The 14,681-nt window shown below is 59.7% G+C and carries 15 protein-coding genes; 3 read left to right on the top strand and 12 right to left on the bottom strand.

Annotated features, from left to right (window positions below; translation table 11 throughout):
- Nucleotides 1–220 precede the first annotated feature (220 nt).
- From nirB to cysG, 3 genes are all read left to right on the top strand, one after another.
- Nucleotides 221–2,764: a nitrite reductase large subunit NirB gene (nirB, locus tag ABLV52_RS23985; RefSeq protein ID WP_348891006.1), complete on the top strand. Its 2,544-nt coding sequence runs from the start codon at nt 221–223 to the stop codon at nt 2,762–2,764.
- Nucleotides 2,761–3,087 (top strand): nitrite reductase small subunit NirD, encoded by a 327-nt coding sequence (gene nirD / locus ABLV52_RS23980; RefSeq protein ID WP_023291187.1) that lies wholly within the window; start codon nt 2,761–2,763, stop codon nt 3,085–3,087. The genes nirB and nirD overlap by 4 nt, the downstream gene beginning before the upstream one ends.
- 153 nt (nt 3,088–3,240) lie before the next feature.
- Nucleotides 3,241–4,614: a siroheme synthase CysG gene (gene cysG, locus ABLV52_RS23975; RefSeq protein WP_023291188.1), complete on the top strand. Its 1,374-nt coding sequence runs from the start codon at nt 3,241–3,243 to the stop codon at nt 4,612–4,614.
- Nucleotides 4,615–4,688: 74 nt separating this feature from the next.
- Here cysG and trpS read toward each other — a convergent pair whose 3' ends face one another.
- The 12 genes from trpS to ABLV52_RS23915 form a co-directional block, all read right to left on the bottom strand.
- A complete protein-coding gene (gene trpS, locus ABLV52_RS23970) occupies nt 4,689–5,693 on the bottom strand; it encodes a tryptophan--tRNA ligase (protein WP_002920253.1) in 1,005 nt (334 codons plus the stop codon).
- Nucleotides 5,686–6,447, bottom strand: coding sequence for a phosphoglycolate phosphatase (gene gph, locus ABLV52_RS23965; protein ID WP_023291189.1), 762 nt, complete (start codon nt 6,445–6,447; stop codon nt 5,686–5,688). The genes trpS and gph overlap by 8 nt, the downstream gene beginning before the upstream one ends.
- Nucleotides 6,440–7,117, bottom strand: coding sequence for a ribulose-phosphate 3-epimerase (rpe, locus tag ABLV52_RS23960; RefSeq protein WP_023291190.1), 678 nt, complete (start codon nt 7,115–7,117; stop codon nt 6,440–6,442). The genes gph and rpe overlap by 8 nt, the downstream gene beginning before the upstream one ends.
- 17 nt (nt 7,118–7,134) lie before the next feature.
- Nucleotides 7,135–7,962, bottom strand: a complete 828-nt coding sequence (dam, locus tag ABLV52_RS23955) for an adenine-specific DNA-methyltransferase (RefSeq protein ID WP_004202178.1) — start codon at nt 7,960–7,962, stop codon at nt 7,135–7,137.
- Between the two features lie 78 nt (nt 7,963–8,040).
- The gene (damX, locus tag ABLV52_RS23950; RefSeq protein WP_032429003.1) at nt 8,041–9,330 is read right to left on the bottom strand and encodes a cell division protein DamX; all 1,290 of its coding nucleotides are present in this window, start codon (nt 9,328–9,330) and stop codon (nt 8,041–8,043) included.
- Nucleotides 9,331–9,414: 84 nt separating this feature from the next.
- Nucleotides 9,415–10,509, bottom strand: a complete 1,095-nt coding sequence (gene aroB, locus ABLV52_RS23945) for a 3-dehydroquinate synthase (RefSeq protein WP_348891005.1) — start codon at nt 10,507–10,509, stop codon at nt 9,415–9,417.
- A gap of 55 nt (nt 10,510–10,564) precedes the next feature.
- Nucleotides 10,565–11,086, bottom strand: coding sequence for a shikimate kinase AroK (gene aroK / locus ABLV52_RS23940; RefSeq protein ID WP_002920267.1), 522 nt, complete (start codon nt 11,084–11,086; stop codon nt 10,565–10,567).
- A gap of 270 nt (nt 11,087–11,356) precedes the next feature.
- Nucleotides 11,357–12,598 (bottom strand): DNA uptake porin HofQ, encoded by a 1,242-nt coding sequence (hofQ, locus tag ABLV52_RS23935; RefSeq protein WP_348891004.1) that lies wholly within the window; start codon nt 12,596–12,598, stop codon nt 11,357–11,359.
- The gene (locus ABLV52_RS23930; RefSeq protein WP_023291194.1) at nt 12,534–12,914 is read right to left on the bottom strand and encodes a HofP DNA utilization family protein; all 381 of its coding nucleotides are present in this window, start codon (nt 12,912–12,914) and stop codon (nt 12,534–12,536) included. The genes hofQ and ABLV52_RS23930 overlap by 65 nt, the downstream gene beginning before the upstream one ends.
- The gene (locus ABLV52_RS23925) at nt 12,904–13,332 is read right to left on the bottom strand and encodes a pilus assembly protein PilO (protein WP_325085424.1); all 429 of its coding nucleotides are present in this window, start codon (nt 13,330–13,332) and stop codon (nt 12,904–12,906) included. Before ABLV52_RS23925 ends, ABLV52_RS23930 begins: the two co-directional genes overlap by 11 nt.
- Nucleotides 13,322–13,855 carry a PilN domain-containing protein gene (locus ABLV52_RS23920; protein ID WP_348891003.1) on the bottom strand — a complete coding sequence of 178 codons (534 nt, stop codon included), beginning with the start codon at nt 13,853–13,855 and terminating at the stop codon, nt 13,322–13,324. Before ABLV52_RS23920 ends, ABLV52_RS23925 begins: the two co-directional genes overlap by 11 nt.
- The gene (locus tag ABLV52_RS23915; protein WP_348891002.1) at nt 13,839–14,639 is read right to left on the bottom strand and encodes a pilus assembly protein; all 801 of its coding nucleotides are present in this window, start codon (nt 14,637–14,639) and stop codon (nt 13,839–13,841) included. The genes ABLV52_RS23920 and ABLV52_RS23915 overlap by 17 nt, the downstream gene beginning before the upstream one ends.
- Nucleotides 14,640–14,681 lie beyond the last annotated feature (42 nt).

Here is a 14,681-nt window from a genome sequence, read left to right as displayed (position 1 = left end):
TACGGCTTGTTTTCTACTCAACCCCAATCGCGACCCACCCAATTCTTGTACACAAAATCGGCAAAAAGGAAAAGCCAGCGTTTTCCACAACTTAGAAAATTACAGACAAATCAATTATATACCCATTAAGTGGTAGGTGAAGTTGTCATTGATTTGCATCAATAAGCCTGATGGCTGAATCGTTAAGGTAGGCGGTAATAGAAAAGAAATCGAGGCAAAAATGAGCAAAGTCAGAATCGCTATTATCGGTAACGGCATGGTTGGCCATCGCTTTATCGAAGAGCTTCTCGATAAGGCGCCTGCCGGACAGTTCGACATTACCGTGTTCTGTGAAGAACCGCGTATCGCCTACGACCGTGTCCACCTGTCGTCTTATTTCTCCCACCATACCGCAGAAGAGCTGTCGCTGGTCCGCGAAGGTTTCTATGAGAAACACGGCGTCAAGGTGCTGGTCGGCGAACGGGCCATCACCATCAACCGCCAGGAGAAAGTGATCCACTCCAGCGCCGGGCGCACGGTGTTCTACGACAAGCTGATTATGGCGACCGGCTCATACCCCTGGATCCCGCCGATTAAAGGCGCGGAAACTCAGGATTGCTTCGTCTATCGCACCATTGAAGATCTTAACGCCATTGAATCCTGCGCCCGTCGCAGCAAACGCGGCGCGGTGGTCGGCGGCGGCCTGCTCGGCCTGGAAGCCGCAGGCGCCCTGAAAAACCTCGGTGTCGAAACCCATGTTATCGAATTCGCGCCGATGCTGATGGCCGAGCAGCTCGACCAGATGGGCGGCGAGCAGCTGCGGCGCAAAATTGAAAGCATGGGCGTGAAAGTTCACACCAGCAAAAACACCAAAGAGATCGTTCAGCAGGGCACCGAGGCGCGCAAAACCATGCACTTCGCCGACGGTAGCGAGCTGCAGGTCGATTTCATCGTCTTCTCTACCGGGATCCGCCCGCGCGATAAACTGGCCACCCAGTGCGGACTGGCGGTTGCCCAGCGCGGCGGCATCATGGTCAACGATAGCTGCCAGACCTCCGACCCGGATATCTATGCCATCGGCGAATGCGCCAGCTGGAACAACCGCGTGTATGGCCTCGTCGCGCCGGGTTATAAAATGGCCCAGGTGGCCGTCGACCACCTCCTCGGCAGTGAAAACAGCTTCACCGGCGCCGACCTCAGCGCCAAGCTGAAGCTGCTGGGTGTAGACGTGGGCGGTATCGGCGATGCCCACGGCCACACGCCGGGCGCCCGTAGCTACGTCTATCTCGACGAAAGCAAAGAAGTTTATAAGCGTCTGATCGTCAGCGCCGACAACAAAACCCTGCTCGGCGCGGTGCTGGTCGGCGACACCAGCGACTACGGCAACCTGCTGCAGCTGGTGCTGAACGCCATCGAGTTGCCGGAGAATCCGGATTCGCTGATCCTCCCGGCCCACGCCGGCAGCGGCAAGCCGTCGATCGGCGTCGATAAACTGCCGGACAGCGCGCAAATCTGCTCCTGCTTCGACGTCAGCAAAGGCGACCTGATCGCCGCCATCAATAAAGGCTGCCATACCGTCGCGGCGCTGAAAGCGGAAACCAAGGCCGGTACCGGCTGCGGCGGCTGTATCCCGTTGGTCACCCAGGTGCTCAACGCCGAGCTGGCGAAACAGGGTATCGAGGTCAACAACAACCTGTGCGAACATTTCGCTTACTCCCGCCAGGAGCTGTTCCACCTGATCCGCGTGGAAGGCATCAAAACCTTCGACGAACTGCTGGCCAAACACGGCCAGGGCTACGGCTGTGAAGTGTGTAAACCGACCGTCGGCTCCCTGCTGGCCTCCTGCTGGAATGAGTACATCCTCAAGCCTCAGCACACGCCGCTGCAGGACACCAACGACAACTTCCTCGCCAATATCCAGAAAGATGGCACCTACTCGGTTATTCCACGCTCCGCGGGCGGCGAAATCACGCCGGAAGGGCTGGTCGCTGTGGGCCGTATCGCTCGTGAATTCAATCTGTACACCAAAATCACCGGTTCCCAGCGCATCGGCCTGTTTGGCGCGCAGAAAGACGACCTGCCGGAGATCTGGCGGCAGCTGATTGAAGCGGGCTTCGAAACCGGCCACGCCTACGCCAAAGCGCTGCGGATGGCGAAAACCTGCGTCGGCAGCACCTGGTGCCGCTACGGGGTCGGCGACAGCGTCGGCTTCGGCGTCGAACTGGAAAATCGCTACAAAGGCATCCGTACGCCGCACAAAATGAAGTTCGGCGTCTCCGGCTGTACCCGCGAATGTGCGGAAGCCCAGGGCAAAGACGTCGGGATCATCGCCACCGAGAAAGGCTGGAACCTGTACGTGTGCGGTAACGGCGGGATGAAGCCGCGCCACGCCGATCTGCTGGCCGCGGACCTCGATCGCGAGACGCTGATTAAGTATCTCGACCGCTTTATGATGTTCTACATCCGCACCGCCGATAAGCTGACCCGCACCGCGCCGTGGCTGGACAACATGGAAGGCGGGATCGACTATCTGCGCAGCGTCATCATCGATGACAAGCTCGGTCTGAACGACCATCTGGAAGAGGAGCTGGCTCGCCTGCGCGCCGCCTTCGCCTGCGAGTGGACCGAGACCGTCAATAACCCGGCGGCGCAGACCCGCTTCAAACACTTTATCAACAGCGACCAGCGCGACCCGAACGTTCAGGTGGTGCCAGAACGTGACCAACATCGCCCGGCCACGCCGTATGAGCGCATCCCGGTTACTCTGGTGGAGGAAAAAGCATGAGCCAGTGGGTAAACATCTGCAACATTGACGACATCCTGCCCGCCACCGGCGTCTGCGCCCTGCTCGGTCAGCAGCAGGTGGCGATCTTCCGTCCCTATCATGACGACAGGGTGTTCGCTATCAGCAACATTGATCCGTTCTTTAACGCCAGCGTACTGTCTCGCGGCATTATCGCCGAGCATGACGGCGCCCTGTGGGTTGCCAGCCCGCTGAAAAAACAACGTTTCCGCCTGAGCGACGGCCTGTGTATGGAAGATGCCAGCCATTCTATCGCCCGTTTCGACGCCCGGGTAAAAGACGGCCACGTTCAGCTTAAGGCGTGAGTCCCGCATCCTCCCCCCTGCCACGGGGGGAGATATAAGTAACACTTCTGACCGACAGCGCATGAGTGCGGGATATGTCGCATGTTTTGTATTACCTTTGCTGCTATTCTACGACCACTCATTTTCTACCCCTTATTTTTATGAGGTTATTCTGTGGATCACTTACCCATATTCTGCCAGTTGCGCCAGCGTGATTGTTTACTGGTTGGCGGCGGGGATGTCGCCGAACGCAAGGCCCGTCTGCTGCTGGATGCTGGCGCAAACGTCACGGTCAATGCGCTCGACTTTACCCCTCAGTTTCATGTGTGGGCCGATTCACAGATGCTAACCCTTGTGCAGGGGGAGTTTATCCCCTCGCTGCTGGACAACTGCTGGCTGGCCATCGCCGCTACCGATAATGAGACGGTGAACCAGCAGGTCAGCGACGCGGCCGAAGCGCGGCGTATCTTCTGTAACGTGGTGGATGCCCCGCGCCAGGCCAGCTTTATCATGCCGTCCATCATCGACCGCTCGCCGCTGATGGTCGCCGTCTCCTCGGGCGGGACATCCCCGGTGCTGGCGCGCCTGTTGCGCGAGAAGCTGGAGTCAGTCTTACCCCTGCATCTTGGCCAGCTGGCCCGCTACGCCGGCCATCTGCGCGCGCGCGTGAAGCAGCAGTTTGCCACCGTAGGCGAACGCCGCCGCTTCTGGGAGAAGCTGTTCGTTAACGACCGGCTGGCGCAGTCGCTGGCCAATGACGATCGGCAGGCGGTGGCGGATACCACCGAGCAGCTGCTGACCGAGCCGTTAGAGCATCGCGGCGAGGTCGTCCTGGTTGGCGCCGGCCCAGGTGACGCCGGGCTGCTCACGCTCAAGGGCCTGCAGCAGATCCAGCAGGCCGACGTGGTGGTCTATGACCGGCTAGTCTCCGACGACATTATGAATCTGGTGCGCCGCGATGCCGACCGGGTGTTCGTCGGCAAGCGCTCAGGCTATCACTGCGTGCCGCAGGAGGAGATCAACCAGATCCTGCTGCGCGAAGCGCAAAAAGGAAGACGCGTGGTCCGGCTGAAAGGCGGCGATCCCTTTATCTTTGGCCGCGGCGGAGAGGAGCTGGAGACCCTCTGCGAGGCGGGGATCCCCTTCTCGGTTGTGCCCGGCATCACCGCCGCCTCCGGCTGCTCCGCCTACTCGGGGATCCCGTTGACCCATCGCGATTTCGCCCAGGGCGTCCGCCTGGTCACCGGCCATCTGAAAACCGGCGGCGAGCTGGACTGGGCGAACCTGGCGGTGGAGAAGCAGACCCTGGTGTTCTACATGGGTCTGAACCAGGCGCCGGCGATCCGCGAGAAGCTTATCGCCCACGGCATGGCGGAAGATATGCCTGCCGCCATCGTCGAGAACGGCACCGCCGTGACGCAAAAAGTGGTCAGCGGCACCTTAGGACAGCTGGATATTCTGGCGCAGCAGATGGCCAGCCCGGCGCTGATCATTGTCGGCCGTGTGGTCGGTCTGCGGGATAAACTGAACTGGTTCTCGAACCACTAACCTTCGCCTGACGGTGTGAACGACAGGCATAAAAAAGGGCGGGATAATCCCGCCCTTTTTAGCTGTTGCGTCGCTTACGGCTTGGCGACAAAGCCAATCGCTTCGTATACCGCTTTCAGGGTTTGAGAAGCCCGCGCGCTGGCCTTTTCTGCGCCGTCCTTCATCACCTGATTGAGAAACGCTTCGTCGTTACGGAAACGGTGATAGCGCTCCTGCAGGTCAATCAGCATGCCCGATACCGCTTCGGCGACTTCGCCTTTCAGGTGGCCATACATTTTGCCTTCGAAATGCTGCTCCAGCTCAGGAATGGTTTTCCCGGTGACCGCGGAGAGGATATCCAGCAGGTTGGAGACGCCCGCTTTCTCTTTCAGGTCGTAGCGCACCACCGGCGGCTCGTCGGAGTCGGTGACCGCACGTTTGATCTTCTTGACCACCGATTTCGGGTCTTCCAGCAGGCCGATGACGTTGTTGCGGTTGTCGTCGGACTTGGACATCTTTTTCGTCGGCTCCAGCAGCGACATCACGCGCGCGCCGGATTTAGGGATAAACGGCTCAGGCACTTTAAAAATATCGCCGTAGATGGCGTTAAAACGCTGGGCGATATCGCGGCTCAGTTCAAGGTGCTGTTTCTGATCTTCGCCCACCGGAACCTGGTTGGTCTGGTACAGGAGAATGTCAGCGGCCATCAGTACCGGATAATCAAACAGACCGGCGTTGATGTTCTCCGCGTAGCGCGCGGACTTGTCTTTAAACTGGGTCATGCGGCTCAGTTCGCCGAAATAGGTGTAGCAGTTCAGCGCCCAGCCTAACTGGGCATGTTCCGGCACGTGAGACTGAACGAAAATAGTGCTTTTCTGCGGGTCGATGCCGCAGGCCAGATACAGCGCCAGGGTGTCCAGCGTCGCCTTACGCAGCTGCTGCGGATCCTGGCGCACGGTGATGGCGTGCTGGTCCACGATGCAATAGATGCAGTGGTAATCGTCCTGCATGTTTACCCACTGACGCAGCGCACCCATGTAGTTGCCAATGGTCAGTTCACCTGAGGGCTGTGCGCCACTAAAAACGATGGGCTTAGTCATGTTTCAATTCCTGAGTTTCACTGTGCGGTAACCCGAGAGCGGGTAAGAGTTCATTAAACTGGTCGAAGAGATAGTCCGGCTCGCTCAGCGCAAGCGGTTCGCCATAGTTATAGCCGTAGGTCAGGCCAACAGAGCAGCAGCCTGCCGCTTTGGCCGCCTGAATATCATTACGGGAATCGCCGACGAACAGCAGCGCCTCCGGCGTCAGGCCGAGCTTTTGCGCCACCAGCAGCAGCGGTTCCGGATGCGGCTTTTTGTTCTGTACGTCATCGCCGCCGATCACCACGGTAAAGTATTTCGCAATATCGAGCGCGTCCAGCAGCGGGGCGACGAACGGCGTCGGCTTATTGGTCACCAGCGCCAGCGGCAGGCCTTTGGCCTGCAGCGCGCCGAGCGTATCGGCCACTGCCGGAAACAGGAAACTGCCCTCTTCCGCCGCTTCGGCGTAATAGCGGTCAAACAGTTTACGCAAAATGCGCAGCTGTTCGTCTTGCGGAATATCATGATCGTCGACGGAAGGCTTGCCCATCGCCGCACGTAACGTTGCACGCTCCTGGCGAGCCCAGGTCAGCGCCCGCTCCATCAGAACATCGGCGCCGTTGCCGATCCAGGTCACGACGCGTTCTTCTCCCGCCACCGGCAGCTCCAGGGCGTAGAGGGCGTTATCAACGGCGGCGGTCAGACCCGGCGCGCTGTCCACCAGCGTGCCGTCGAGATCAAACGCGATGCCGCGGATCGCCTGTAATTTATCCATGACTCACCTTCGCTAATTCATTACGCATGTGATCAATGACTTTCTTGTAGTCCGGCTGACCGAAGATCGCCGAACCGGCAACGAACATATCCGCGCCCGCCGCGGCGATTTCGCCGATATTGCTCGCTTTCACTCCGCCATCCACTTCCAGGCGAATGTCGTAGCCGGACGCATCGATGCGCTGGCGCACTTCACGCAGTTTATCCAGCGTCTGCGGAATAAAGGACTGGCCGCCAAAGCCCGGGTTAACCGACATCAGCAGGATCACGTCCAGCTTATCCATCACGTAATCGAGATAGCTCAGCGGCGTCGCGGGGTTAAACACCAGGCCCGCTTTACAGCCGTGCTCTTTGATAAGCTGCAGGCTGCGGTCGACGTGTTCGGAGGCTTCCGGGTGGAAGGTGATGATGCTGGCGCCAGCTTCGGCAAAATCAGGAATGATGCGGTCGACCGGCTTCACCATCAGGTGGACGTCGATCGGCGCGGTAATACCGTAGTTACGCAGCGACTTCAGCACCATCGGGCCAATCGTCAGGTTCGGCACGTAGTGGTTGTCCATGACGTCGAAGTGCACGACATCCGCACCCGCCGCCAGCGCCTTCGCGGTATCCTCACCCAGACGGGCAAAATCAGCCGACAGAATCGAAGGGGCAATCAAATACTGCTTCATCCGCATCTCCTTGAAATTTATTTGGTCTTAGGCGGACGGTAGAGCGCTAAGAGCTCGTCCACCTTTTTACGCGTACCACCGTTGCTGCTGATGCTGCGCCGAACCTTCACAATATGCGTTTCTGCCGCGTTTTTATACCACTCCTGCGTCAACGGCGTGCGGTGGTTGGAAATCAGCACCGGGATCCGTTTCTTCATCAGCGATTCCGCCTTTTGCGCCAGCAGCACCTGTTGCTCCAGGTTGAAGCTGTTGGTGTGGTAGGCGGTAAAGTTCGCCGTCGCCGTCAATGGCGCATAGGGCGGATCGCAATACACCACCGTGCGGCTATCCGCACGCTGCATGCACTCTTCATAAGATTCGCAGTAAAACTCAGCGTTTTGCGCCTTGTCGGCAAAATGATAGAGCTCAGCCTCGGGGAAATAGGGCTTCTTATAGCGGCCAAACGGCACATTGAATTCGCCGCGCAAATTGTAGCGGCACAGGCCGTTGTAGCCGTGACGGTTCAGATACAGGAACAGCACCGCGCGACGCAGCGGATCCTGGCTCTGGTTGAATTCATCACGGTACTGGTAGTAGCGCTCAGCGACGTTGTTTTCCGGGGTAAACATCTCGCGGGCGGCAGCGACATACTCGTCGGTGCGCAATTTGACGATGTTGTACAGGCCGATTAAATCACTGTTGATATCCGCGAGGATATAACGAGAAAAGTCGGTATTGAGAAATACCGACCCGGCGCCCACAAAGGGCTCGATTAAGCACTCACCTTCCGGCAAATGCTTTTTAATATCGTCAAGCAGGGGGTACTTCCCCCCTGCCCACTTTAGAAAAGCGCGATTCTTTTTCATGCTGCCTAACTAATTACACATTCTCCGGCTGTGGAGAAAGCTCCGACAGCATCCTGCGCTTAAGACTACCCCACGGCATTATTTCAGATCAGCCTGAACCTGATGCAGTGGTTTTGCCCATGGATTTTTCGCCTGCACGTCCGGCGGCAGCGAGGTGACCGCGCGTTTCGCTTCATCTTTCGATGAATAGATACCGCTCACCAGCACGTACCACGGTTGGCCGTTACGCGACGTTTCATAGACAACATATCTGTCCAGCTTCTCTTTCTTCGCCCAGTTATTCAGGTTTTCATAGTTAGAGGAGCTGCTGAGCTGCAGGGTATAGTTACCCGACGGCGCAGATTTCATCGAGCTGACGTCACCTGCCGTTTTACCGCTCTTCGCCGCCGGCGCTGCCGCGGCTGCCGTTGCGGCTGGCGCTGCGGTCGTCGCGGTCGTGGCTGGTTTGCTCTGCGCGGTGGCTGCCGGTTTACTTTCGCTGACGGTCGTTTTCGCCGGAGCGGTAGTGGCCGCGCTTTCAACATGCTTCGGCTGGACCGGTTTCGTTTCTACCGGCGCTTTCGCCACCGCCTGTGGTTTCGGCTGCGGCTTCGCTTCGATGACGGTGTGCTTACGCTCGGCCGGACGCGGCGTTGCAGCCGTCTGACGTTCGGTCGTCTGGCGCGGCGCCGCGGCGCCACTGGCGCCATTACGGATCGGCGCGACGGTTGCCGGTTCAGTTGGCAGCGTCGAGTTAGCTACGGCGCCGTCCAGCTGGCCCTGCTGCTGGGTCAGCGCGTTATTCAGATCGCCCTGAACTTCAACGCGCTGCTGGCCCTGCGGCTCTGCCGCTGCCTGGCCCTGGGTCGGGTTCGCGGCAATAGGCGGTACCGTGACGTCCTGCTGTGTGGTGGTATTGGCGGCTGTCTGATCCTGGCCGGCAGCTGGGGTGCTGGCGGACTGGTCATCAGACAGATTAATGCTCTTCTCGCCGGAAGCGGTCTGCTGGCTGGACGAAGATGGCGATTTCAGCGCGGAACCGATACCTACGATTAACAGCAACAGCACCAGAATCCCCACGCCCATCATGATGTACTGGCGGGAAGCGGGTTTCGCCGGCGCTTTTTTACGCTTACGCGGACGACGCTCTACAGGCTGCTCTTCGAGCATCTCCTCATCTTCCGCATCCAGTTCTTCTTCGAACTCTTCCTCTTCACGCTCACGACGGGCCTTGCCGGCGCGCGTCGGACGGCCTTCATCGGCATCAAGATCGACATCGTCAAAATTGATCTGCGGATCGGCATCACGCTCGGAAGACTGACGGGAACGACCAGCACGACGATCGTTGCGATCGGCTTTCATATCGTCTTCTGGTTTGAAATCATCCATTTAACACCCCACTAAAAGGCTTATGCTCACGATTATTGCACATCACCCGAAATGATAACGCCGCGCGAACGCGGCCAGACCTTCTTATTGTTGCGCCTGCTGAGTATCAGCAATCGCGCCAAGAACCACATCATGCGGCACTCCGCCGCGCAGCTCGCTGCTTCCTATTGCGAGCGGGAGCACCAGCCGCATTTCGCCAGCCAGTACTTTCTTATCGCGCATCATATGGGGCAAATACGCCTGCGCACTCATTTCCTGCGGGCCGCGTACCGGTAAACCTGCACGCTTGAGCAGATCGATAAGGCGCTGAGTATCCTGCGAGCTGAACTGCCCCAGCCGCTCGGACGTATGCGCCGCCATCACCATACCTGCCGCCACCGCTTCGCCGTGCAGCCAGTTACCGTAGCCCATTTCAGCCTCGATAGCATGGCCGAAGGTATGTCCAAGATTGAGTAAAGCACGTAACCCGGTTTCACGCTCGTCGGCAGCCACAACTTCCGCTTTCAGCTCACAGCAACGGCGAATGCAGTACGCCATGGCCTTTTCATCCAGCGCCAGCAGGGCATCAATGTTGTTTTCCAGCCAGCTGAAGAATGCGCCGTCGAGGATCACCCCATACTTGATGACCTCAGCCAGTCCGGAAGCGAGTTCGCGCTTCGGAAGCGTCTTCAGACAGTTAAGATCAACCACCACGGAAACCGGCTGCCAGAAGGCGCCAATCATGTTTTTGCCGAGAGGGTGGTTTACTGCGGTTTTGCCGCCGACCGACGAGTCGACCTGCGACAGCAAGGTGGTAGGGACCTGGATAAAACGCACGCCGCGCTGATAGCTTGCCGCGGCGAAACCGGTTAAATCACCGATAACACCGCCGCCGAGCGCCACCAGCGTGGTGTCGCGGCCATGGGGTTTTTGTAACAGCGCGGTAAATACGGTATCCATCACCGCCAGGCTTTTATACTGTTCGCCGTCGGGCAGGATCACGCTGTCAACGTTGACCCCTGCCTGCTCCAGCGCAGAGCGGACGGTATCCAGATAAAGCGGCGCCAGCGTTTCGTTGGTGACCAGCATAGCCTGGTCGCCCGACTTGAGTGGCAGGAAGGAAGCTGGATCGTTAAACAAACCAGCCGCGATGGTAATCGGGTAACTACGTTCCCCGAGGGTAACAGTAAGCCTCTCCATAACGCGACATCCACCTCAATGACTTTTACTCTGACGCACTTTTATTAAGCCAGAATCAGTTGCTTTCCAGCATATGAATAATCTGGTTCGCGACGACTTTCGCACTCTGATCGTCTGTGCGGATAGTCACATCGGCGATCTCTTCATACAGCGGGTTACGCTCGTCAGCCAGCGCTTCCAGTACTTCACGAGGCGGCGCATCGACTTGTAGCAAAGGACGCTTTTTATCGCGCTGCGTACGGGCCAACTGCTTCTCGATCGTTGTTTCCAGGTAGACCACCACGCCGCGGGCGGAGAGACGGTTACGCGTTTCACGGGATTTTACAGAGCCGCCGCCAGTCGCCAGCACAATCCCCTGTTTTTCCGTCAACTCATTGATAATTTTTTCTTCACGGTCGCGGAAGCCTTCTTCGCCTTCAACATCGAAGACCCAGCCCACATCAGCGCCAGTGCGTTTCTCAATCTCTTGATCAGAATCGTAAAATTCCATGTTGAGCTGTTGGGCTAACTGGCGCCCAATAGTGCTTTTGCCGGCACCCATAGGCCCAACCAGAAAGATATTGCGTTTCTCTGCCATTTTTTCGGTACTACTAAGACTATTCGTTAATGATAAACCCGCTTCGCAGACACCCAGCGCCGCAGGGCATGAACTGAAACCTCATATGCAATAGAGCGAGAGTCAGACTAAAAATTATCTCAATACTCCGGCTGGTTTGGCAACTGAATAAAATCGCCGGACAATAAAGGGAGGATTGATGTCGTACCCGACTCTCAAATCGGTACCCCTTGTATGCTAAATCCGTCCTCACGTCAAACACCTGAAACGTGTTTAGCATGAAAAACCTGCTTAACGTACTGCCAGAATCCGTGGCGTAATAAAGACAACCAGTTCACGGCGTTCATTATCTTTCCCGTCGCGGCGAAACAGACGCCCCAGCACCGGGATATCGCCAAGCAGCGGGACGCTGTCGCGGGCGGTTTTGTTTTTCTGCGAAAAGATGCCGCCCAATGCCAGGGTCTCGCCGCTGCGGACTTCCACCAGGGTCTCGATCTCCTGTTTATCAATGGCCAGCGCCTCGCCGTTATCCTGCTTCAGCACCTGGCCTGGCGTGTTCTCGCTTATTCGCAGCTTCAACCGCACTCTCCCCTGCTGCAGCACCGTCGGCGTCACCTCCATGCCCAGCACCGCCTCTTTAAACTCCACCGACGTGGCGCCGCTTTCACCGCTGGAGACCTGATAGGGGATCTCGCTCCCCTGCTTGATGCTGGCGGGCTGCATATGGGAGGCGAGCAAACGAGGACTGGCGATAATCTCGACCTGCTGCTTGCGCTCCAGCGCGGAAAGCTCCAGCTCAAGCAAGCGCCCGTTAATTTTGCCGATGTTAAAGCCTGCGCGGGTGCTGGCATCGTTGACCGACACATCGCTGCTTAGGGTGGTGATGTGCCCGGATCCCGGGGTGCTTTCAGCCTCCGCCAGCCGCCACTTCACCCCCAGTTCACGCAGGCTGGTTTCGCTCATCGACACGATATGGGCGGCCAGCTCCACCTGTCCGACCGGCAGATCCATCTCCTGCGCCCAGGCCTTCAGCGCCGGCAGATGCCGCGCATCATCGCGGATCAGCAGCCGATTGGTCCGCTTGTCCGCCATCAGGTTTCCCCGGGCGCTAAGCAACTTACCGCCGCTTTTAGCCAGCTCCTCGGCATCGGCATAGTGCAGCGTCACGCTCTCCGCCAGCAGCGGCAGGTTCTGCAGACGTTTCTCCTGTTCAGCTTCGCGCTGCGCCAGATTGGCTTTTTGCCAGGCCTGCGTATGCGCGTAGATGACCGTCCCCTGCTGTTGCAAAGAGAGGCCTGCGCTATCCGCCACTGCCCGCAGCGCCTGGGTCCAGGGGACCTTCTGCAGGCGCAGGGAGAGCGTGCCGCTGACGTCCGGTGCGACAACGAGGTTCTTATGGTTCATTTCGGCCAGGGCTTGCAGCACCTGGGCCACTGGCGCGTCGTCAACGACCAGCGAAACCGGCTTGTCATTTCGCGCGGCGACCACCGCCAGCGGTAGCAGCAGAAGCAGCAGGCTTATCCATCGCATCATCTTGTTTTCCTTCACGTTGCCAGCGCCACGCTGGCGGTTCACATCCCGGGGGCGTGACGATGTCCAGCTCGCCGGCCGTCAGCCGACTCACCCGCCAGCCCGTGGGCAATTGCTCATCCAGGCGTACCCGTCGCCACATGCCGCTTCCGTCCTGCAAAAACCCCGTCCAGCCTGCGCCATCGCCGGCCGCGCCGCCATAGCGCCATTGCGACAGCTGCGCCGTGCGGCAAGGATCTTCAACCGGCAGGAAAGGATCGCGCCCGGCCGCCAGCAGCGACAGCGGCAACCACAGCAAAATCCAGCATTTACCGCCCATCTTCCGCCTCCAGCTGCAGCCGCATGCGCAGCGCCTGCCCCTCGCGCTCCAGCGAGAACGAACGCGGGTTCATCCCGCAGCGCGCCAGCCATGAGAACAGGGCGGGTACCGTCGGCCAGGAGAGAGTCAGCGCCATCTCACCGCCGCTCCCCTGCGGATGCCAGGCGATTAGCTTCGCGCCGGCGAGCGGAATGGCGATGGGCGAGAACGGCTGCTTGTCGATGCGTTCCCCGGAACTTTCACCGGCGGGGATGCGCAGCGCCATGATCCGCCGCCACTGCGTTTGCAGAGCGCCATCGCGGGACAGCGCCGCCAGCGGCGGGCGGGCATCGCGCCAGAGCGCCACGCCGCCCCCCATCAGCCCCATCGCGAGCAGGATCAACAGCCCCGCCCGGGTGCGCCGGGTGTTAATCCGCATCGGCGCGCGCTCCCGACAGGGTAAAACTGAACCGCCAGCGCCCCTCGGCGTCGCGCTGCGTTCCGCCGGCTTTAGCCGGCGCGAATCCCGCGACGCTGGCCAGAGCAGCCTCCACCCGGGCCAGCGCCTGCAGGTTGAGGGCCAGACCATCCAGCGTCAGGCGCGCCCCCTGGTACTCCAGCCGCGTCAGCCATGCCTGAGCGGGCAGGCCTGCCGCGAGCGCCATTAGTCGGGGTTGCCAGGCGGCGATCGTCGATCTGCGCTGGTGCTGCTCGCGCTGGCGTTGATGCTGCTGCCATGCCTCGCGCATCGCCTGTTCGCGCTGTTTGAGCGAGGCGAGCAACGCTGCGTCGGCCGTCGTGTGGATCCTCGCCAGGACATCGCGCTGTAGACCCGCTGTTCGCCCCGCCTGCAGGGTCGTCCCCACCAGCAGCACGATACCGGTGGCTAACAACAGGGCGTAGCGCAGGCGCTGGCGGCGACGCAGGTCACGCCAGGGGAGAAGATTAACGACATGCGTCATGGCGCCCGCCTCCCAGCGCCAGCCCAAGGGCAATGGCGTAGCGATCGCCGTCGGCTGGCAGCGGAGGCTGCCGGCGGTGAACCACCTGCCAGACATCAAAACGACTGCCCTCGTCGCCCGCATCAGCGCACAGGCGCAAAGGAACCTGAAGTTGCCCCGCCAGCTGGCTTAAGGACCCTATCGCATCGCAGGCGTCACAGCCCCAGGCCTCCTGGGTCGCCCATAGCCAGTACTTTTCATCCCGCCACGCCAGGCCTTGCTCTGCTGCCGTCACCCAGGGGAAAAAGGCGCCGAGCGCGCTGGCATCCGGTACGATGGCCGCCACCCGCAGCCGCAGCCGCCCTGCCAGCTCCCGCAGAACATTGATATCCAGCCGCTGCGCCGCCGTCACCTGCCAGCCGTCATCCCGCGAGGTGGGCGCATAATCAATACATAGAGAGGAGGCGGGCATCGCCAGCTGCTGGGTCATGGCGCTGGCTATCCACGTCGCCTGTTCCCGCTCTCGCAGGGCGAACTGGGGATAAGGCAGGCGTTTTTGCAGCGTGCGAGCCGCGGGAAAGGCGATACTGATCTGATGCTGCGCCGGTAGCTCCCGCCGCCAGGCGGCCAGCCGTGAGCCGAGGGCGCTAACGTCTTCCACCATCCCCTGCCGCACCAGACCTGGCGGCAGCGGAATGCGCCACCAGCGGCGCAGTGCCCAGTGTGAGCGCTCATGCAGTAGCGCGACAATGGCAATGCTATCCTGTTGGATATGCATTCCGATCCGCCAGTTTCTGAAAGCCATGCTTACGATCTCCTTATCCGGCAAAACTGTCCGGCTATATCA

The organism is Klebsiella sp. GB_Kp056, assembly GCF_040064755.1.
GTDB classification, from domain to species: Bacteria; Pseudomonadota; Gammaproteobacteria; order Enterobacterales; family Enterobacteriaceae; genus Klebsiella; species Klebsiella quasipneumoniae.
This window is presented reverse-complemented; position numbering and strand designations above follow the sequence as displayed.

Bases quoted from the DNA above. Each gene is read 5' to 3' on its own strand.
- nirB (WP_348891006.1), top strand. From the start codon at position 221: ATGAGCAAAGTCAGAATCGCTATTATCGGTAACGGCATGGTTGGCCAT.
- nirD (WP_023291187.1), top strand. From the start codon at position 2,761: ATGAGCCAGTGGGTAAACATCTGCAACATTGACGACATCCTGCCCGCC.
- trpS (WP_002920253.1), bottom strand. From the start codon at position 5,693: ATGACTAAGCCCATCGTTTTTAGTGGCGCACAGCCCTCAGGTGAACTG.
- gph (WP_023291189.1), bottom strand. From the start codon at position 6,447: ATGGATAAATTACAGGCGATCCGCGGCATCGCGTTTGATCTCGACGGC.
- rpe (WP_023291190.1), bottom strand. From the start codon at position 7,117: ATGAAGCAGTATTTGATTGCCCCTTCGATTCTGTCGGCTGATTTTGCC.
- dam (WP_004202178.1), bottom strand. From the start codon at position 7,962: ATGAAAAAGAATCGCGCTTTTCTAAAGTGGGCAGGGGGGAAGTACCCC.
- damX (WP_032429003.1), bottom strand. From the start codon at position 9,330: ATGGATGATTTCAAACCAGAAGACGATATGAAAGCCGATCGCAACGAT.
- aroB (WP_348891005.1), bottom strand. From the start codon at position 10,509: ATGGAGAGGCTTACTGTTACCCTCGGGGAACGTAGTTACCCGATTACC.
- aroK (WP_002920267.1), bottom strand. From the start codon at position 11,086: ATGGCAGAGAAACGCAATATCTTTCTGGTTGGGCCTATGGGTGCCGGC.
- hofQ (WP_348891004.1), bottom strand. From the start codon at position 12,598: ATGATGCGATGGATAAGCCTGCTGCTTCTGCTGCTACCGCTGGCGGTG.
- ABLV52_RS23930 (WP_023291194.1), bottom strand. From the start codon at position 12,914: ATGGGCGGTAAATGCTGGATTTTGCTGTGGTTGCCGCTGTCGCTGCTG.
- ABLV52_RS23925 (WP_325085424.1), bottom strand. From the start codon at position 13,332: ATGCGGATTAACACCCGGCGCACCCGGGCGGGGCTGTTGATCCTGCTC.
- ABLV52_RS23920 (WP_348891003.1), bottom strand. From the start codon at position 13,855: ATGACGCATGTCGTTAATCTTCTCCCCTGGCGTGACCTGCGTCGCCGC.
- ABLV52_RS23915 (WP_348891002.1), bottom strand. From the start codon at position 14,639: ATGGCTTTCAGAAACTGGCGGATCGGAATGCATATCCAACAGGATAGC.